The following is a 19,852-nucleotide window of genomic DNA, read 5'->3' as shown; positions in this document are numbered from 1 at the left end:
TTTGGCGACTATCATGTATAGTCGCCAATCTTTATGGAACTTCTAGCATTTGGAGACACTGGTTGGGGTGACGAATTATTTCGTGCTACCCTAATGACAATTGCTGTTTCAATTACAGCAATGTTAATTGGTTTCAGCTTTGCTGCAATTTTTACTCCGCTAAAACTCTCAAAATATAAATCCTTAAATATTGTTGGTAACATTTATACAACTGTTATCAGAGGTGTTCCCGAATTATTGGTAATTTATCTTTTCTTTTTTGGAGGCAGTGGTGCAATTATGTATGTAGCCTCAATATTTGGCTATAACGAATATATTGAAATTAACGCATTTGTAACAGGTTCATTTGCAATTGGAATAATATCTGGAGCCTATTCCACAGAAGTTTTTCGTGGCGCTATTCAATCAATCGATAAAGGTCAATTTGAGGCTGCAAAAATATTAGGTTTGAGTAAATTTTCACAGTTTTATAAAATTATACTTCCTCAAATGTTAAGGCTTGCAATTCCTAATCTTAGCAATGTTTGGCAAATTACTCTAAAAGATACATCTTTAATTTCTGTTACAGGTTTAGTTGAAATTATGAGACAGTCTTATATTGCAGCTGGTTCAACTAGAGATCCATTATTCTTTTACTCTTTCGCTGCAGTTTTATACTTATTGTTAACCTTTCTTAGCATGAAATTAATCAATAAATTAGAAGTCAAGTATAGCAGGGGGCATTAATGGATTTAGGGCTTATGATCAGCAGTTTCCCAAAGTTATTGAATGCTACTGTTGTAACTTTAAAACTTTTGTCAGTTTCTCTTATTGTAGGATTATTTATTGGTCTTTTATTTGCAATTCTAAGATTAAATAAAAATATTTTTGTAAATAGATTTGCTTATGGTTATTCTTATGTATTTAGAGGCACCCCATTGTTAGTTCAAATTTTCATCATCTATTTTGGTTTGGGTCAAATTGAGTCTTTAAGATCATCTTTTCTGTGGGTTATTTTAAAAGAACCTTACTGGTGTGCTATTATTGCTTTTGCACTTAATACTGGTGCGTACACCTCTGAAATTTTAAGATCTGCATTTCAAACTATAAAGCCTGGAATAATTGAAGCTGGAAAAAGTTTAGGAATATCTACCAAAATAATTTTCTATAAAGTTCAAATTCCAATCGCAATAAGACAATCTTTGCCTGCATATGGCAATGAAATCATATTAATGCTAAAAGGCACCTCATTAGCAAGTACTGTAACTTTGATGGACTTAACTGGTGTTGCGAAGTATATAATTTCAACAACTTTTAAACCAATTGAGGTATTTATTGTTGCTGGTGGAATATATCTATTTATGACTTTTATAATTCATAATTTGATTAAATTTTTAGAAAAAAAATATCAACACTAAATGTTTCAAAAAATAATTAAAATAATTAGACAAGAAGGTATTAATGGAATCTATCAAAGATTAAGAATAAGGTTTTATTATTTATTTAAACCAAAAATTGTTAAGTCGGCTTATGGTGTTTATCTAAATTCTAATTGGGGAGATGCTACCTTCAATTTATGTTTTAATGGAACTTATGGCTATTTTTTTTCTGATTTTATTAAAAGATTAAAAAAGAATTATGAATTTATTGATATTGGTGCAAATCAAGGCATTTATTCCTTAATAGCATCAAAAAATACAAATATAAAAAGAATTATCGCCTTTGAGCCAGTTGATCAAACTTTCAAATTATTAAAAGAAAATATTAGAATTAACAAATTTACAAATATCATAGCTAAGAAATTTGCAATTAGCAAATACAATGGTAAAGCAAAAATTCAATTCAACAAAAATCATACAGGTACCGCAACAATAGAAAATAGATACTTAAATTTATCTAAAAATTTATATTCAATAAAAACTGTTAATTTTAAGGTTTTAAATAGATTAATAAATTCTAATTATAGAAAAGTTATAAAAATTGATGTAGAGGGACATGAATTGGAAGTAATAAATCAATTAATTAAAACGGACTTTGTCAAATTAATTGATTTTATTTATGTAGAGGTGAATTTTAAAATTAATAGCTTCAGTATTATTAAAGATAAATTAAAAAAAAAAAATTTTTATTATGTTTATAAGTCACCAAAAATTAATAATCATTGTGATTTTCTATTTAAAAGAAAGATTTGAAGAGATTATAATATGACTAAATCGAGCTTCTGTTTTCCAAGTCTCTCGTTCCCATCTTCAGTAACTAAAAAAGTTTCACCTAAATTCATTGCCAATTGATTTTCTGAATCCATCAAAATCATATGCATAAAAAAAATATTGCCTGGCTCAATTACATAAGGATTATCAGTATATAGCATTGGCCAATCCATCCAATTAGGAGAGAAAGTTGAACCCAAAGAGTAACCACATGCATTCATTCTTGCTTTGTTATAACCCAGGTCATCAAAAGTCTTAGCATGAACATCGAAAACTTCCCCAATTTTGTTTCCTGGTATTAGTTTATCCTCACAATTTTTTAATGCCTCTACACAAGCCTCATGCATTTTATAATGTTCAGGATTTGCTTTTCCAATAGGAATAGTTCTAAACATTGCTGAATGGTAATGTCTATAAGTCCCTGCCCATTCCAAAGTTAATTGGTCTTGAGTATTTAAAATTTGTTTTTCAGATTGATATCGGCATAGAAGAGCATTTTTTCCTGAACCAATAATAAATTCATTTGCAGGATAATCTCCTCCTCCTTCAAATATAACTTTATTCATTTCAGCTAATATTTTAGACTCACTAACACCAGCTTTTGCATGCTTCCACACTTTATCTAAAGCCCTATCAGCAAGTTCGGCAGCATTTTTTACATAAACTATTTCTTCTTGAGATTTTATAACTCGTAACTTTGTTATTAAGTCTGATTTATCTTCAACTGCACAATAATTTTCGAGAGATTTATTTAATTTAAGAGTATTACGACCAGTTAAGCCATAAGCCTCATATTCAACTCCTAATTTTTTTCCTTTAAGGTTTAGCTCATCTAAAATAACTTTAAGATCATCAGTTGGGTTTGACCCATCTTTATCCACCCAAATTCTAATATCTTCTATATTAGAAGTATTTTGAGCTTGTCTTAAATCTGGAGCTCTAGTTAGCAATATTGTGTTACCACTTTTGTCTAAAATCAATGTTTGGAAAAAAACATATCCAAAGGTGTCATATCCAGTTAACCAATACATAGATTCTTGTCTAAACATTAAAAGAGCATCTACATTTTGCTCCTTCATTGAATTTAAAACTTTAGATTTTCTTGATTTGAATTCCTCTTTTGAAAAATGAAGTCCCATTTAGTAATTGGTATACTCTTTAATTTCTTTAATTACTGATCCTGTGTGATTGTTAATCTCTAATTTAATTTTTGCACGATCATCATTCAAAAAATGGACATCTCTTGAAAGTTTAATAAATTTTTCTCCAAAATTTTTATCTTTTTCACACTGTCTTTTGTCATCTTCAATAACCCAAAGTTTTGTGTTAATATCTTTAAGTGATTGATAAAGGTTATTTAACTTATCATCAGATTTAATATTTTTTTCTAGTTGGACTTTTAGAATAGAATACTCATTATTGATAAAATTTAACTTTTCAGGATCTCTTATTTTTTCCTGCTTAATTTCTAATATAGAAATTTTATCTAAAAGCTCTCCAACTGAAACTTCTACTATAATTTTATTCATAAATTTTAATACTGTGTTATCTTGTTATAAATATGTCTAATATTTTGATAATCAAACATGGATCATTAGGAGATATAGCTCAAGCAAGCGGTGCAATTCAAGATATATCTGAAAATCATAAAAATGATCAAATATATATGCTAACAACAAAACCTTATTTCGATTTATTTAAGAAAAATCCTTTTATTCATGATGTAATTTTAGATAAAAGATTACCTCGATATAATCTAATTTATTTATATTTTTTAATGCGAGAGTTAAAAAAACATAAATTTTCAAAAATTTTTGATCTACAAAATTCAACTAGAACTAATTTTTACAAGAATATCCTTTTTCCAAAGGTAAACAAAGAAATTTGGTCAAGCTCTATTACAACTCTTCCTAATATATTGGATAAAAAAGAATTTGATAAACACTCTGTTTTAGACAGATTTAATCATCAATTGCAAAGTTCAGGATTAAAAACATATTATACCTTGAATCCAGATTTTAGTTGGGCATGTTCTGATATCAGTAAGATCAAAAATTACTTCAAATTAAATAAATTTATTTTGTTATTTCCTTTTTGTTCTCCTCATCTAAATATTAAGAAATGGCCATATTACAATGATCTTATAAAACTTATTTTGGATAAATTTGGCAATGAGTATAAAATTGTTATTGCTCCCGGACCATCTGAAATTAAAGATGCAAATAAAATAAATGCTTTAGTTTTATTAGATAATGGTAAAGCACTAAGTATTCCTCAACTATCTTCCTTAATTAAAGAAAGTTCTTTTATTATTGCAAATGATACAGGGCCAGCTCATATTGCGGCACATGTTGGAGCAAAAGGTTTAACTTTGTTTGGAAAACATACTACAGCTTATAAAGTAAGTATTGAAAGAGAAAATTTTAAAGCCATTCAAGTAACAGATCTAAATAATCTAAGTGCAGAAAAAGTTTTTGAAAGATTAACTAATTCTTTAAATTAATTAAGAATTTTTTTATATTCCTCTACAATTTTTTTCCAATGAAATTTAGAAACATATTCTTTGGCATTTTTTCCAAGCTCTCTGTATTTTTTATTCTCAATCATAGAATTTAATGATGAATAAATATCATCCAAATCATTTCCATCACAAATAATTCCAGTTTCATTATTGATAATTGCATCAGAAGCACCACCATCTTTGCCACCAAGAGAAGGGACACCATATTGAGCAGCTTCCAAATAAGCAATACCAAAACCCTCTACAGAGGATTTACTTATTATTGATGGCATAACAAAAATATCTGATTTAGCTATTAATGAATTCTTTAAATCTTCACTTATATCTTTAAAAAACATAACTTGGGAATTAAGATCGAGTTCTTTTACTAATCTTTTAATATTATTTTCTTCATCCCCATAACCCACACATATATAAACTATATCAGGATATATTTGTTTTAAATTTCTTAATGCCATAATTACCTTTTCATGATTTTTTCTTTTATCAAATCTAGAAACTGTAATTAATCTTGGCGTTTTGATTTTGAGTAAGCTCTCAACTTTTTCTAAAGATTTTTTATTTGGTTCTTCAGCAAAATTGATACCAGGATTAATCACAATTATTTTATCTTTATTAACACCATTATCTATCGCGAGATTTTTTGTAAATTCAGAATTTGCGATAACCCTTTCAACATTATTTAAAATATTGATAACTCTTTTATTTAAGGAGCTACCTTTGGGATGATTAATTTCTTTACCATGTATTAAACAATATTTTTTTTTATCTGTATTTATTAATTCTAAACTTTTCCAATGATCCGCAATTACACCACGAACTTTATTCTCTTTTAAAAATTCTTTTACTAATTGAGCTTTTCTAATCTTTCTAAGGAATTTAATTCCACCAATTCTTTCTATGGAAAAATTTTCCTTTTCATCAAACTCTTTATGATTTTCTTGATAATCAGCAAAAACTTTAATCATAAAGTTTTTAGATATTTCTTTTGAAAGACCCCACATTAAACTTTGCATACCCCCTAATTCTGGTGGAAATGCTCTTGTAAGTATTAAATACATTAATTATTTTTCCATTTGATACTACATCCTGCACTAGGTATTTGATTTCGTGGTCCTTTAGATGTTTCAGCAATTTGCTTCATTGCTATGAATAAATCACTCTCACCCTCTCTTACTGGTATCAAATTTTTAAGCTCTCTAAGTCTTCCTCTATATTGAAGCTCTAAGTTTTTATTATAACCAAAGAAATCAGGAGTACATACTGCATTATATGTTTTAGCTACTTCCTGTGTCTCATCAACTAAATATGGAAAATTAAATTGATGTTTTTTTGAAAATAAGATCATTTTTTCAAATGAATCTTCTGGATAATTTTCAGCATCATTTGCACAAATTGCAATAGAGTTAATACCCAAGTCTTTTAATTTTTTACAATCTTCAACAATATCTTTTGTAACTGCCTTAACATAAGGACAATGATTACAAATAAACATGATCAATGTTCCATTTTCACCTTTAACATCATCTAGAGAAATTATTTTATTATCAGTTGATTTAAGCTTAAAGTCGTGAGCCTTTTGGCCGAAATCACATATTGGAGTTTGTATTGGCATAATGTAATAATATATAAATTATGTTTTATGATTTAAAAGATAAAAAACCAAAAAACTCTGACGAAAATTGGGTAGCACCTAATGCAACTATAATAGGTGATGTTACTTTAGAAAAGAATTCTAGTATTTGGTTTAATGCAACCTTAAGAGGAGATATTGAAAATATTCACATAGGTGAAGGATCAAATGTTCAAGATGGAAGTGTTTTGCATACTGACCCTGGTTATCCATTAAAAATTGGAAAAAATGTAACTGTAGGTCATATGGTTATGCTTCATGGATGTACGATAGGGGACAATAGTCTAATTGGAATTGGTGCAGTGATTCTAAATAATGCTAAGATTGGAAAAAATTGTATTATAGGAGCAAAAGCATTAATCACTGAAAATAAAGAAATACCAGATAATTCTTTAGTAATAGGTTCACCCGGTAAAGTTGTCAGAGAAGTAACTGAAGAAGAAAAAAAAGCTGTATTTGAAAACACAAAGCACTACCAAGACAATTGGAAAAAATATTCTAAATCAATTTTTTAAGGAACTAGCCAAGCTTTCTTATTAGTTTCTAAATCAAACTTTGCTCTTCGATGTCCTTTTGCTGCAAGATATAGCCACTCAATAGATTTTATCTTGCATTTAATAACAGTAAAGTTTTTATAACCTTCTTCACTTTGTTCCATTGTGTAATCAAAATCTTCTAATTTAGATATCATTCCAGATGTTGGATTTTCTGATGCAGTTCCTGGTGGACTATCAGTTAAATAGCAACGTCTGCTTATATGTTGAGTTTTTTTCCAAGATTCTTCAGTTGTAGAATTTTGATTATTAACTTCACATTCTACTTTTACTCTTAATTGTATCTTTTCTTCTTTATCGTAGAAAACTAAAGAGGCATTCTTATTTTTTTTAAGAATATCTACCTTTGGTGATCTTAAATCAGTATGAAATTGTAATAGATTGTTAGCTCTATCTGATTTACGCAAAACAACAATTCTACCATCTACCTCATCTTGATGAGCACAAATGAAAACTGGAATTCTAAATGGTGAACCTCTGTTAGTCACAGCATCATCTAGCATAGACCAATACTTATTCTGAATTTTTTCTAAATTTTCATAGTATGCTGGCTGCATACATTACTTTCTAAATCTTTTAATTAAGCTTGAAGTGTCCCAACGATTTCCACCCAAACCTTGAACTTCTTCATAAAATTTGTCAACAAGCTCTGTGACAGGTAATAGTGAACCATTATTTTTTGCTTCATCCATTGCAATCTTTAAATCTTTTCTCATCCAGTCAACTGCAAAACCAAAATCAAATTTATCATCAATCATTGTTTTATATCTATTTTCCATTTGCCAAGACTGAGCAGCACCTTTTGAAATTACTTCAATAACATCTTCCATGTTTAATCCAGCTTTCATTCCAAAGTTAATTCCTTCAGACAACCCTTGAACTAATCCTGCTATACAAATTTGATTAACCATCTTAGCTAATTGTCCACAGCCGGCCTTACCAAGAAGTTTCATTTTTTTACTGTAGCAATCAATTTTATCTTTTGCTTTATCAAAGTCTGCTTGATCTCCACCAATCATTACTGTTAGAGCACCATTTTCTGCACCAGCTTGACCACCAGACACAGGAGCATCTAGTGCACCAAATCCATTTTTCTTTGCATGTTCATAGATTTCTCTAGCAATTGTTGCTGATGCTGTGGTGTTATCAATATAGATTGCACCTTTTTTTATTGTTTTAAATGCACCATTGTCACCAAATGTTACTTCCCTTAAATCATTATCGTTTCCAACACATGTAAAGATATACTCTGCATCTTTAGCAGCTTCAGCAGGAGTTTCTGCCATTTTACCTTTGTATTCTTTAATCCATTTCTCTGCTTTAGATTTAGTTCTGTTAAAAACAGTTACATTGTGGCCACCTTTTGATATATAACCAGCCATTGGATAACCCATTACACCAAGACCAATGAAAGCAACATTACAACTCATAATTTTTTATGTTTAATAGTTTAAGTTTAAAAGTAATTGTATTTGGATTTATTTTTACATTTTTTTCTAGTTTTGGACAGAGTTTTTTTTTAGGATTATTTAATTCAAGCATCAGAGAAACACTTTTTATTACTCATGGACAATTTGGCTCAATATATGCATCTGCAACTTTATTAAGTAGTTTTCTTTTAATCTGGGTAGGAAAAAAAATAGATGATATCAATATCTTTAGATTTGCATTTTATGTAACATTACTTCTATCTTTTTCTTGTTTTTTCTTTTCAAAAATATCATCTGTTCTTTATTTATTTATCGCAATTTTTTTGATGAGATTTTCTGGTCAGGGACTTATGTCTCATACCGCAACGACAACTATCACTAGATATTTTACGAAATCTAGAGGCAAAGCATTGAGTGCTGGTTGGTTTGGTCTTTCAACTGCTGAATTTATTTTACCAGTTTTAATTGTTTATTTGCTGACAATTACAGCGTGGCAAAATATTTGGATATCAATTTCAATTTTAATTTTAATTTTTTTACCGTTATCCTCCTTATTTTTAATTAAAAATTTAGATTTTGACACGAGGGAAAAAGATGACACAAACGACTTAGAAAAAAAGAAAATCAAACAATGGAAAAGAATTGAAGTTATTAAAGACTATAGATTTTATGTTATCTGTTTAAATATGTTAGCTATGCCATGGATAGCAACAGGTGTATTTGTTTATCAATCTTTTATAGTAGAGTCTAAAGGGTGGGGCTCTTTTGTCATTGCTCAATCTTTTATGGTATATTCAATATTATCTGTTTTAACTTTATTAGGTTCTGGTTTTTTAATTGATAAGTTTACTAGTAGAAAATTACTAATTTTTATGAATATACCTTTGTTATTGGCCACAATTGTTTTGTTTTATTTTGACTCGCTAATTATATCCTTCATATTTCTTGGATTAATTGGAATTTCAAATGGGCTAGCTAATGTGTTGGGGTCATCTACATGGGCTGAAATTTATGGAGTTAAATATATTGGATCGATTAAAGCGCTAACAACAGCACTAATGGTATTTTCAACAGCTTTTGGAACTGCTTTATTTGGACTTTTGATTGATAGAGGTTTCTCTATAGAGCAAATTGCATTTATATCATTCATTTATATCCTTGTTTCTTTATCCCTTTTGTTTTTGTTGAGAAATAAGCTAAATCCACAATATATTTAAAAAATCTCCTTGATTTTTTTTTACTCACTGTATAGATACACCGCATGGCTAGAGTTACTGTTGAAGATTGTATTGATAAAGTTGAAAGTCCTTATGAATTAGTACTTGTTGCTAAAGAGAGAGCTACTCAACTTAATGCAGGAATTGAACCAACAATAGAAAGAGATAATGATAAAAATACAGTTATTTCCTTAAGAGAAATTGCTGAAGAAAAAGTTAAGGTTTCAGAATTAACTGATAGTGCAGTTTATAAACTTAGAAAGCATGTTGAACAGGTAGATGATAATGCTGAAGATGATGAAGATATTGGTGATGATTTTGAAAGTTTGTATAAAGGAGAAATTTCAAAAAGTGGTACTCCGATTTTACCCTCAAAAAGAGCTAGAAAAGCTCCAGAAAAAATTCAAGTATCTAAAGAGGATTTAGCTGAGCTATCTGAAACAGCGAAACCAGTTATTGATACTACATTAGGGGACGAAACAATTAATGAACAAGGAGAAGTTTCATTGGATGAAGTCTCTGAAACTGAGAATAAAGAAGTTGATGCACATTCAGAGGAATCAGAAACTTCAAACTCATAAAAAAATAATATAAAGTCAAATCATGATTAGGAAAGTTTCAATTGCTCCTATGATGGATTGCACAGATCGCCATGAGAGATTTTTTTTAAGATTAATTTCTAAAAATGTTCTTCTTTATACTGAAATGATTGTAGATGAGGCAATTAAAAGAGGTGATAAAAAAAAATTATTAGAATTTAATATCAAAGAAAAACCTGTTGCTCTTCAATTAGGTGGTTCTACACCAAAACTTTTAGCAGACGCTGCTAAAGTTGGTGAAGATTTTGGTTACGACGAAATTAATCTTAATTTGGGTTGTCCAAGTAAAAAAGTTGAAAAAAATAGATTTGGAGCATGTTTAATGAAAGAACCCAATTTAGTTGCGGATTGTTTGAGTAAAATGCAATCAGTAACGAAATTACCAGTCACTATTAAAACTAGAATTGGATATGACAATGTAGAAGATTATGATAGTTTTAGTAGTTTTATTTCAGTGTTAAAAAAGACAGGAGTAAAAACTTTTATTATTCATGCAAGGAAGGCAATGTTAGGTAAATTTACACCTAAGCAAAATTTAAACATACCTCCACTTAAATATGAATATGTATATAAATTAAAAAAAGATTTTCCAAATGAGGAAATAATCATAAACGGTGGAATAACCTCAGTTGATGAAATAAAACCTCATTTAGAAAAAACTGATGGTGTAATGATTGGTAGAGCAGCTTACCATACACCTTATTTGTTAGCTGATATCGAAAGAGAAATATTTGATAATGATAATATTCCAAGTCGACAAGAAGTAATAGCAAAACTTATACCTTATGTAAAAGATGAAATAAAAAACGGAACAAGACTAAATCAAATTATGAGGCATACTATTGGTTTATTTCATGGACAATCAGGAGCAAGTTATTGGAAAAGATATTTAAGTGAGAATATGTGTGTCAGAGATGCTGATGTAAAAAAAATAGATCATATTATGGATAAGATAAAATATAATAATGTGGAAGTGAGAGAAGGACAATCTGCTTAATCTAATTTTAGCAAACGAGTATAGTTATATTGTTTTATTAATGGTTTTAACAGCTATACCAGTCGGCTTTGTTGCAGGACTGTTTGGTATTGGTGGTGGTTTAATAACTGTTCCCTTTTTATATTTTATTTTTGATTATATGGGCATAGATCCTCAGTATATCATGCATCTTGCTGTAGGTACCTCTTTTGCAATAATAATACCTACATCCATAGTTTCAGTTTTAACTCATAATAAATTTAAAGCAGTAGATTTTAATATAGTAAAAAATTATGGAATATTTGTTGTCCTTGGAGTTATTATTGGAACTATTTTTGCAGCATCATTAAAAACTAAATCATTAGTTCTTTTTTTTTCAATAATAATTTTAATTTTAGGAATTTATTTAATTCTAATTAAAGAAAGGGAGAAAAATTTAATAGTTGAAATGAAATTATATTCAAAAGTATTACTAGGTTTTATAGTTGGTTTTATCTCAGCTCCAATGGGCATAGGTGGGGCCGTAATGAATGTTCCTATTTTGAAATTTTTTGGATACTCAATAAACAAAGCAATTGGGAGTGCTGCAGCAATTGGTTTTCTAATTGCATTATCTGGTTCAATTGGTTTTTTGATTTCAGGTAACTATTTAAAGTCTAACCTTCCATTAAGTATAGGATTCTTAAATATACCTGCTTTTTTTATTTTTATTCCAATTACAACGTTTATGGCAAGAATTGGAGCCAAAACAGTTCATAAGATAGAAAAAAATAAAATAAGTAAGTTATTTGGTTTATTTTTGATTATTGTCTCAATTAATTTCTTTTTAGAGTATATGAGGCTTTAATTTAAGATCTGAAGTCGGGGTGGCTTCAGTCTCCCTCTACCACCCTTGAAAAAAATTTAAACGATTCTCAAAAAAAAAAAAATCTCTTTATAATTGAAATTTAAGTTTATTTGATGTGAATAAAATTCTAATTTTAATGGAAATTATCAAAAATATTTTTTCCAGTATTGTAGATATTGTCTCTAATTTTTTTTATATCTTTATCATGATTTCTAATGAATTGGCTAGAACCTATTGATGAAGCCAAAGATAACGAAGCCTGGTGAATACTTTTAGTTTTTGCCCCAGTAAAAACTGGTGATAATAAAGCGGTGCCTGGTGCAGCACAACTTGTTAACAATAATAACAGACATATCCTAAATATATTTCTTAACATAAATAAATTGAATGCTTACTTGATTCTCTCTAAATTTTTTTTAAAAAATTAAATATATTGTCTCATATAAATACACGTAAAAATTGTATTATTTATAAATTTAAGAGTAAGTTTAAATAATCCTCACTACTGCTAGGTAAGTTAACTCAATATAAACAGTCTTAATATTTTGAAAAATTATTTAAATTGATAATTTTAAATATGAGCCCAAAAAAAAAGGATAATAAAAATTTCTTTGGAGTAGATAAAATCAAAAAAATTTTTCCAAAAAACTTATATGCAAAAAAAATAGACATCAATTTAATTGATACAATAAGTAATACAAAAAATAAAATAAAAAAATATTACTCTAAGTTAAAAAAAAAAAAAGAAAAAGAAAAAATAAAGTTAGAAAAAAAAAGAAAACTGGATGAAAAAAAAGAATTATTGAGACAAAAAAAAATAGAAGAACTGGACAAAATAAATAAGATTAAAGAAGAAAAGCGTCAAATTTTATTGCAGCGAAAATTAGTAATTGAAAATGAAAAACAAGTTAGGAAAAATGAGGAAAAAAGAAAAAAAATTGAAATAAAAAGAATAAAAATTGAACAACAAAAAATTAAGGATGAGGAATCAAGGAAATTAAGAGAAGATGCTCGACTCTTGAAAGAGGAAGAGCAGAGAATGAAAATGTTAGAAAGACAACGTATTAGGGAAGAAAAAATAAAAATTAAAGAGGAGTTAATTAAAGCTAAAGAAAATGAGAAACAAAAACTACGAGAAGAAAAAGAGAGAATAAGACAAGAAAATAATCGCATTAAAGAAATTGAAAGACAAAAACGATTAGATGAAGAACAAAAAATTAGAGAAGCTGCTAGAAAATTGAAATATGAAGAAGAGAAGTTAAAAGAAACAGAAAATAGACTAAGACTTTTAGAAATTGAGAGACAACAAGAACTTGAAAGACAGCTTTTAAAGGAACAAGCAGAGCAAAGAGCTAAGCAGGAAGAGCTTAGACAAAAGGAGGAAATTTTAAAAGCCGCTGAACAAGAGAGAATAAATAGGGAAAAAGAACAAAGAGAAAAAGATGAGGAATTAAGAAAAGAACAAGAAAGACAAAAAAGAGCTGAGGAAGAAAAAGCATTAGCTTTAAAACAAAAAACTGAAGAAGAGGAAAGAATTAGAGAGGAAAATAGAAGAATAAAAGAATGGGAGGAAAAATTTGATCAAGAGCAAAAAATTAAAGAGGAAGCTTTAATAAAAAAATTTTATAGTGATCAGTCACATAATAGAAATCGTAACGAAAAAAAAGAAGATAATTCTGATGAGACAAATTGATATTTTTTAATTATAAAATAAAATTAAATTCGTTGATCATATTCTCCAATTTTTCCTGTTTTTTGTAAAATCTTATCAATAAATCTGAATATCTTTATTTTTCTATCATTTGATGTAGGACTCTCAGTTACTACAACCAATGAGGGTTTATTAGAAGATGCTCGAATTAATCCCCAAGAACCATCTTCAAAAGAAAACCTAACTCCATTTACAGTTATAATCTCCTTTATTTCTTGGTTATCGATTTTTATTTTTTGATTTTTTATGTTTTTAAATTCTTTCACTATTTCTTCTACCACATTGTATTTTTCTTCATCTTTACAAAAAGGGGCCATCGTTGGTGATTGAAAAGTAGTTGGAATTTTTTTAATTATTTCACTCATTTTTGTATCTTGATTATCTAATAAGCGACAAACTTGAATTGCTGAATTAATTCCATCATCATAACCATAACCTAACGGTTGATTGAAAAAAAAGTGTCCACTTTTTTCAAATCCAGCTAAAGCTTTTTCATTATGAACTTTTCTTTTGATGTGAGAATGACCTGTTTTCCAATATATAGTTTCACATTGATTTTTATTTAAAATTTTGTCAGTTGAATAAAGACCAGTAGATTTTACATCTACAATGAACTTTGAATTTTTGTGTGAATTAGACAGATCTCTAGCAATTAACAAGCCTATTTTATCAGAAAAAATTTCATTTCCTTCATTATCAATTACCCCAACACGATCACCATCTCCATCAAAACCAAAACCAATATCAGCATTGTTTTCTTTTACTGATTTAACAATTGCATGAAGCATTTTTAAATCTTCAGGGTTTGGATTATATTTTGGAAAACTCCAATCTAAATTACAATCTAATTCTACCACTTCACATCCAATACCTCTAAGTATGTCAGGAGCAAAAATTCCTGCTGTACCATTACCACAAGCCACAACAGCTTTTATTTTTTTTTTTAACTTATTCTTGTTAATTAAATCCTTTTTATAGACTTTATCAAAATCTTTAATTTGTTTTTCATTACCATTACCCTTGGTAAAATTTTGGTTTAAGGTAATTTCTTTTAATTCTTGCATTTCCTCAGGGGCATGTGTTAATCCTTTTTTGATTCCCATTTTTACTCCTGTCCAGCCGTTTTCATTATGACTAGCTGTTACCATTGCAACTGCATCTGCATCTAAATCAAATTGTGCGAAATAAACCATAGGTGATAAAGATAAACCAACATCTTCAACGAAACATCCGGTTGATATTAAACCTCTCTTTAAAGCTGACTTTATTTTTTCACTGTATGATCTGTAATCATGTCCAACTATTACTCTTGGGTTTTCTTTTTTGGTATGTTCTTTAATTTGAGTTCCTAGACCTTTTCCTAGATTCGTTATACCTGGCTCATTAATGTCTTTTTTGTAAATCCATCTTGCGTCATATTCTCTGAATCCGAAGGGGTCTATTTTTATTGATTGAGACATGCTGTTAATTACTTACATTTTTTTCATTTTTATAGTTGAATTTTTTTTTCACTGTTCTATAAATGTTCTGTTGATTTACATAATATTTAGTATATTAACGTCAAGCGTACACAACATATAGTTGTTTTCGCTATATTAACAAGTTATATTAACAAAAAATGAATAAAATACTATCGCAGGCATTGAAGAAAGCTGTCTCTGAATATAGCCCCGAGATCAAAGAAGCCCAAAAAAGCAACAGACCAGATTTATTCTCATTAAATAATGAAACTGAGCTATTTCAAAATGATAAAGGTATTATTATCAAGATTGATCGTTCCAGAGATGCAAAATTAACTGATTTTGGTAAAGCAACTTTAAAAGACAGATATTTAGGTCAAAATGAGTCTTTTCAAGATTTGTTTGCAAGAGTAGCAAGCACTTATGCTGATGATAATTTGCATGCGCAAAGAATTTATAATTACATTAGCAACCTTTGGTTTATGCCAGCAACACCAGTTTTATCAAACGGTGGAACTAAAAGAGGTTTACCAATATCGTGCTTTCTAAATGAAGCTTCAGATAGTCTAGGAGGAATTTTAGACTTATGGAGTGAAAATGTTTGGTTAGCTGCAAAGGGTGGTGGTATTGGTAGTTACTGGGGTAATCTTAGATCAATTGGAGAAAAAATTGGTAGAGTTGGAAAAACTTCAGGAATAATTCCATTTATAAAAGTTATGGACTCTTTAACAATGGCAATCAGCCAAGGCTCACTTAGAAGAGGTTCAGCAGCATGTTATCTTCCAATCGATCATCCAGAAATTGAAGAGTTTATTGAAATGAGAAGACCAACAGGTGGAGATCCTAATAGAAAAGCTTTAAATCTACATCATGGTGTTTTAGTTTCAGATGCCTTTATGCGAGCAGTCGAAACTGATGAACAATGGGCATTAAAAAGCCCGGTTGATGGAACAGTTCAACAAACTTTATCTGCTAGAAATTTATGGATTAGATTGTTGACTGCAAGAATTGAAACAGGCGAACCTTATATAATCTATATCGATACAGTGAACAGGCAAATTCCTCAACATCATAAATTGGCAAACCTTACAGTGAAAACTTCTAACTTGTGTAGCGAAATAACTTTACCTACAGGAATTGATAAAGATGGCAGAGACAGAACAGCAGTTTGTTGTCTATCTTCATTAAATATTGAAAAGTATGACGAGTGGAAAGATGATCCCAATATGATTAATGACGTTATGAGATTTCTGGATAATGTTTTATCTGACTTTATAAATAAAGCTCCAGAGCAATTTAAAGATGCTAAATATTCGGCCGAAAGAGAAAGAAGCGTTGGTTTAGGAGTAATGGGTTTCCACTCTTTTTTACAAAAAAACAGAATTCCTCTTGAGTCGGTAATGGCCAAAGCCTGGAACAAAAAAATATTTAAGAATATTAATGAAAAAGTCAATCAAGCCTCAAAAGATTTAGCGGAAGAAAGAGGTGCTTGTCCTGATGCAGAAGAATATGGTTTTAAAGAAAGATTTTCAAACAAAACGGCCATAGCTCCTACAGCATCAATTTCTATAATTTGTGGTGGTGCTTCACCTGGTGTTGAACCAATAGCGGCTAATAGCTACACACACAAAACTTTATCTGGATCGTTTAATGTTAGAAACAGATACTTAGAAGAAATTTTAGAAAGTCATGGCAAAAATAACGATGAAACTTGGTCTACGATAACAACTAATCAAGGCTCAGTGTCTCATTTAGATTTTTTAACTGATTTAGAAAAAGATGTTTTCAAAACTGCATTTGAATTGAATCAACACTGGATTATTGATTTGAGTGGAGATAGAACTCCTTATATTTCCCAAGCTCAATCAGTTAATTTATTTTTACCTGCTGACGTTCATAAAAAAGAGCTACATAAAATTCATTTTGATGCTTGGAAAAAAGGTTTAAAAAGCCTTTATTACTGTAGATCAAAATCAATACAAAGAGCTGAAAATATTAATGATGCAAAATCAACAGATATTACGGCTAATGTTTATAAATCTAAAAATAAATCAAACGAACAACAAGAATACGAGGAATGTTTATCATGTCAGTAGCAGAAAAAATTAAAGTAGAAAAAAAAGAAATAATACAACCAAAAAAAATGGGATTATTGACTGAAAATCCAGTCTATAAACCATTTAGATATCCTTGGTGCTATGATGCATGGTTAACACAGCAAAGAATCCATTGGTTACCAGAGGAGGTGCCCTTGGGTGACGATGTAAGAGATTGGCAAAAAAACTTATCTCAGCCTGAGAAAAATTTATTAACACAAATATTTAGATTTTTTACTCAAGCGGATGTTGAAGTTAACAACTGCTATTTAAGACATTACACAACTGTCTTTAAGCCTACTGAAGTTTTGATGATGATGACAGCTTTTGCTGCAATGGAAACAGTTCATGTTGCTGCCTACTCACATCTTTTAGATACAATTGGGATGCCAGAGTCAGAATATTCTGCATTCATGAAATATAAAGAAATGAAGGACAAATATGATTACATGCAAGGCTTTAACGTAAATTCAAAAGAAGATATAGCAAAGACAGTTGCAGTATTTAGTGCCTTCACTGAGGGTTTACAACTGTTTGCAAGTTTTGCAATTCTTTTAAATTTTCCAAGACATAATAAGATGAAAGGTATGGGTCAGATTGTTACTTGGTCAGTTAGAGATGAAACACTTCATTGCAACTCAATGATAAGAATTTTTAAAGAATTCATAAAAGAGAATCCTGAAATTTGGACACCAAAATTAAAAAAAGAACTTTATGAAGCTTGCAGAATAATTGTTGAACATGAAGATGCTTTTATTGATCTAGCTTTTGAAATGGGGCCGATGGAAGGACTAACAGCTCAAGAGGTTAAGGATTATATTAGATTTATTGCAAATAGAAGATTAGATCAGCTTGGATTAGAGCCAATCTATAAAGTTGATAAAAATCCCCTTACATGGCTTGATACTATGTTAAATGCTGTTGAACATATGAATTTTTTTGAGGGACGTGCAACAGAATATTCTAAAGCATCAACTCAAGGAACTTGGGCTGAAGCATTTAGTTAATGTTTGTTGGTGATAACTTTTAATTTACCTAAAAAGGCAGCAAGATTAATTGTTTTACAAAGAATAGAACTTATCAGCCCCATTCTAACTAGATTAAGAAAAATTTTTGGTAGGTATTTATTTGCTAATTTAATAACCAAATATTTTTTAAACTCAAATTTAATTGGAAAAAAATATTTTGAGGTAATGACTCAAGAATTTTTAACAATCGAAAAATTTCTTGATGTAAACGATAAAAATTTCTTAAGCATTGGAGGAGGAATTGGTGGTCTCGAATTGATTATAAATCAAAAGTTTAAGAAAAATAAGTACTACTTTATAGAAAGAAACTATGTTTCAAAAAAAGTAAAGTATGGCTGGGGAGGTATGATTAATGATGAGGGATACAATAACTTAGATTTACAAAAAAAATTTTTAATGATGAATCAAATGCATGAAGATCAAATTGAGATATACGACTATGATAAAAAGAATTTACCTGAAAAAAAATTTGATGTTATCATTTCACTTTTATCTTTAGATTATCATTATGATTTTAATATATATGCTGAATATTTAAAAAAAGTTTCAAATGTAAATACAAAGATAATATTTGATACTATCAGAGCTGAGTATTTTAAGAAAATTTTTAATAATGTTGAAATTATTAAATTTGATACAAATACTGTACATAAATCAAAAAGAGTAGTTTGTAGTCAATTCTTAGTTTAGTTTTTATCTTTGATTTAGCTGTAATACTTTTCGGTGCTTATTACCTTTATAACTAGCCAAGGGTCTAATCAATTTATTTGCAGCATGCTGTTCCATAATATGTGCCGACCAGCCTGTTATTCTAGAAACGACAAATATAGGTGTAAAGAAATCTGTATCAAAACCCATTAGATGATAAGTTGGCCCTGTAGGATAATCTACATTTGGGTAAATGTTTTTTCTTTCTATCATTACCTTTTCAACAATATCATAAATCTTTTCGAATTTTTTATCTTTTTTAATTTTTGCTACTTTAGCAAAATATTTTCTCATGGTAGGAACTCTTGAATCTCCAGATTTATATACTCTATGGCCAAAACCCATAACAACCTCTTTTTTATCAAGGGTATCATTGATCCATTTAAAAGCATTTTCAGGTTTTTTTATTTTGTTCATCATATGCATCACTTCTTCATTTGCTCCACCATGCAATGGACCTTTCAAACTAGCTATTGCGCCAGTAATTGCTCCATGAATATCAGATAAGCTACTAGTGATAGTTCTTGCTGTAAAAGTTGACACATTAAAGCTGTGTTCAGCGTATAATATTAAAGATACATCAAAAGCTTTAACTATTTCTTTTTGAGGCACTTTTCCAAAGCACATATAAAAAAAGTTTTCCGCAATATTTAAATTTTTTTTGGGTTTTAAAATTTTTTTTCCTTTTCTTGACCTGTAGAAAGCTGCTAATGCAGTAGGAGTTTTTGCAAGAATTCTTATAGCCTTTCTCATATTTGCTTCTGGTGATGAATTTGTAGTTTCTTTATCTTCCAATCCCATGATACTTACTGCAGTTCTAGCCCATATAATCAAAAATAAAATATAAAAAGGGAACAGTTATTAAACCACCACCAATACCAAA

Annotated in this window: 21 protein-coding genes and 1 pseudogene; 13 read left to right on the top strand and 9 right to left on the bottom strand. The window is 29.2% G+C overall.

The features are described from left to right. Positions 1 to 33: 33 nt before the first annotated feature. Genes AMN95_RS02665 through AMN95_RS02655 form a run of 3 tightly spaced genes read left to right on the top strand, consistent with a single transcriptional unit; the run spans position 34 to position 2,171 of the window. Positions 34 to 726 carry an ABC transporter permease gene (locus AMN95_RS02665; RefSeq protein WP_075522446.1) on the top strand — a complete coding sequence of 231 codons (693 nt, stop codon included), beginning with the start codon at positions 34 to 36 and terminating at the stop codon, positions 724 to 726. Then, positions 726 to 1,397 (top strand): ABC transporter permease, encoded by a 672-nt coding sequence (locus AMN95_RS02660; protein WP_075522445.1) that lies wholly within the window; start codon positions 726 to 728, stop codon positions 1,395 to 1,397. The genes AMN95_RS02665 and AMN95_RS02660 overlap by 1 nt, the downstream gene beginning before the upstream one ends. Continuing rightward, the gene (locus AMN95_RS02655) at positions 1,398 to 2,171 is read left to right on the top strand and encodes an FkbM family methyltransferase (RefSeq protein ID WP_075522444.1); all 774 of its coding nucleotides are present in this window, start codon (positions 1,398 to 1,400) and stop codon (positions 2,169 to 2,171) included. Positions 2,172 to 2,176: 5 nt separating this feature from the next. Here AMN95_RS02655 and AMN95_RS02650 read toward each other — a convergent pair whose 3' ends face one another. Next, positions 2,177 to 3,328 carry a M24 family metallopeptidase gene (locus AMN95_RS02650; RefSeq protein WP_075522443.1) on the bottom strand — a complete coding sequence of 384 codons (1,152 nt, stop codon included), beginning with the start codon at positions 3,326 to 3,328 and terminating at the stop codon, positions 2,177 to 2,179. Beyond that, positions 3,329 to 3,718, bottom strand: a complete 390-nt coding sequence (locus AMN95_RS02645; RefSeq protein ID WP_075522442.1) for a DUF6165 family protein — start codon at positions 3,716 to 3,718, stop codon at positions 3,329 to 3,331. Positions 3,719 to 3,750: 32 nt separating this feature from the next. Between AMN95_RS02645 and AMN95_RS02640 the strand changes: the two genes are divergently transcribed. Further along, positions 3,751 to 4,692 (top strand): glycosyltransferase family 9 protein, encoded by a 942-nt coding sequence (locus AMN95_RS02640; RefSeq protein WP_075522441.1) that lies wholly within the window; start codon positions 3,751 to 3,753, stop codon positions 4,690 to 4,692. Here AMN95_RS02640 and AMN95_RS02635 read toward each other — a convergent pair. Beyond that, positions 4,689 to 5,771 carry a glycosyltransferase family 4 protein gene (locus tag AMN95_RS02635; protein WP_075522440.1) on the bottom strand — a complete coding sequence of 361 codons (1,083 nt, stop codon included), beginning with the start codon at positions 5,769 to 5,771 and terminating at the stop codon, positions 4,689 to 4,691. The genes AMN95_RS02640 and AMN95_RS02635 overlap by 4 nt on opposite strands. Further along, a complete protein-coding gene (locus AMN95_RS02630) occupies positions 5,771 to 6,325 on the bottom strand; it encodes a thioredoxin family protein (protein WP_075522439.1) in 555 nt (184 codons plus the stop codon). Before AMN95_RS02630 ends, AMN95_RS02635 begins: the two co-directional genes overlap by 1 nt. A gap of 20 nt (positions 6,326 to 6,345) precedes the next feature. Between AMN95_RS02630 and AMN95_RS02625 the strand changes: the two genes are divergently transcribed. Then, entirely contained in the window at positions 6,346 to 6,858 is a 513-nt protein-coding gene (locus tag AMN95_RS02625; protein ID WP_075522438.1) for a gamma carbonic anhydrase family protein, read from the top strand. Here AMN95_RS02625 and AMN95_RS02620 read toward each other — a convergent pair. After that, entirely contained in the window at positions 6,855 to 7,454 is a 600-nt protein-coding gene (locus AMN95_RS02620) for a pyridoxamine 5'-phosphate oxidase family protein (protein ID WP_075522437.1), read from the bottom strand. The genes AMN95_RS02625 and AMN95_RS02620 overlap by 4 nt on opposite strands. Positions 7,455 to 7,457: 3 nt before the next feature. After that, entirely contained in the window at positions 7,458 to 8,327 is an 870-nt protein-coding gene (locus AMN95_RS02615; protein ID WP_075522436.1) for an NAD(P)-dependent oxidoreductase, read from the bottom strand. Positions 8,328 to 8,335: 8 nt separating this feature from the next. Here AMN95_RS02615 and AMN95_RS02610 point away from each other — a divergent pair, with 8 nt between their 5' ends. Genes AMN95_RS02610 through AMN95_RS02595 form a run of 4 tightly spaced genes read left to right on the top strand, consistent with a single transcriptional unit; the run spans position 8,336 to position 11,966 of the window. Beyond that, complete coding sequence (locus AMN95_RS02610; RefSeq protein ID WP_075522435.1) at positions 8,336 to 9,544, top strand: MFS transporter; 1,209 nt, start codon at positions 8,336 to 8,338, stop codon at positions 9,542 to 9,544. Positions 9,545 to 9,588: 44 nt separating this feature from the next. Continuing rightward, on the top strand, positions 9,589 to 10,125 hold the full coding sequence (gene rpoZ, locus AMN95_RS05800; RefSeq protein WP_075522434.1) for a DNA-directed RNA polymerase subunit omega: 537 nt from the start codon (positions 9,589 to 9,591) through the stop codon (positions 10,123 to 10,125). A gap of 22 nt (positions 10,126 to 10,147) precedes the next feature. Next, entirely contained in the window at positions 10,148 to 11,140 is a 993-nt protein-coding gene (gene dusA / locus AMN95_RS02600; RefSeq protein ID WP_075522433.1) for a tRNA dihydrouridine(20/20a) synthase DusA, read from the top strand. Positions 11,141 to 11,180: 40 nt separating this feature from the next. Then, on the top strand, positions 11,181 to 11,966 hold the full coding sequence (locus tag AMN95_RS02595; RefSeq protein WP_075522432.1) for a sulfite exporter TauE/SafE family protein: 786 nt from the start codon (positions 11,181 to 11,183) through the stop codon (positions 11,964 to 11,966). Between the two features lie 133 nt (positions 11,967 to 12,099). Here AMN95_RS02595 and AMN95_RS02590 read toward each other — a convergent pair whose 3' ends face one another. Beyond that, on the bottom strand, positions 12,100 to 12,306 hold the full coding sequence (locus AMN95_RS02590) for a hypothetical protein (protein WP_075522431.1): 207 nt from the start codon (positions 12,304 to 12,306) through the stop codon (positions 12,100 to 12,102). Positions 12,307 to 12,543: 237 nt separating this feature from the next. Here AMN95_RS02590 and AMN95_RS02585 point away from each other — a divergent pair, with 237 nt between their 5' ends. Further along, complete coding sequence (locus tag AMN95_RS02585) at positions 12,544 to 13,659, top strand: coiled-coil domain-containing protein (RefSeq protein ID WP_075522430.1); 1,116 nt, start codon at positions 12,544 to 12,546, stop codon at positions 13,657 to 13,659. Positions 13,660 to 13,682: 23 nt separating this feature from the next. Here the strand turns inward: AMN95_RS02585 and AMN95_RS02580 are convergent, their stop codons facing one another. Continuing rightward, positions 13,683 to 15,137, bottom strand: coding sequence for a phosphomannomutase/phosphoglucomutase (locus AMN95_RS02580; RefSeq protein WP_075522429.1), 1,455 nt, complete (start codon positions 15,135 to 15,137; stop codon positions 13,683 to 13,685). Positions 15,138 to 15,295: 158 nt separating this feature from the next. Here AMN95_RS02580 and AMN95_RS02575 point away from each other — a divergent pair, with 158 nt between their 5' ends. The 3 genes from AMN95_RS02575 to AMN95_RS02565 are packed head-to-tail and all read left to right on the top strand — an operon-like array spanning position 15,296 to position 18,951. Further along, a complete protein-coding gene (locus AMN95_RS02575) occupies positions 15,296 to 17,233 on the top strand; it encodes a ribonucleoside-diphosphate reductase subunit alpha (protein ID WP_075522428.1) in 1,938 nt (645 codons plus the stop codon). Next, entirely contained in the window at positions 17,224 to 18,240 is a 1,017-nt protein-coding gene (locus AMN95_RS02570; protein WP_075522456.1) for a ribonucleotide-diphosphate reductase subunit beta, read from the top strand. Before AMN95_RS02575 ends, AMN95_RS02570 begins: the two co-directional genes overlap by 10 nt. A gap of 9 nt (positions 18,241 to 18,249) precedes the next feature. Beyond that, positions 18,250 to 18,951, top strand: a complete 702-nt coding sequence (locus AMN95_RS02565) for a hypothetical protein (RefSeq protein ID WP_075522427.1) — start codon at positions 18,250 to 18,252, stop codon at positions 18,949 to 18,951. Positions 18,952 to 18,954: 3 nt separating this feature from the next. Here the strand turns inward: AMN95_RS02565 and AMN95_RS02560 are convergent. Next, a pseudogene (locus AMN95_RS02560) lies at positions 18,955 to 19,791 on the bottom strand (citrate/2-methylcitrate synthase); the annotation flags it as partial. Positions 19,792 to 19,852: the final 61 nt, after the last annotated feature.

Origin of the sequence: Candidatus Pelagibacter communis, assembly GCF_001180185.1 — a bacterium.
GTDB classification, from domain to species: Bacteria; Pseudomonadota; Alphaproteobacteria; order Pelagibacterales; family Pelagibacteraceae; genus Pelagibacter; species Pelagibacter ubique_F.
This window is presented reverse-complemented; position numbering and strand designations above follow the sequence as displayed.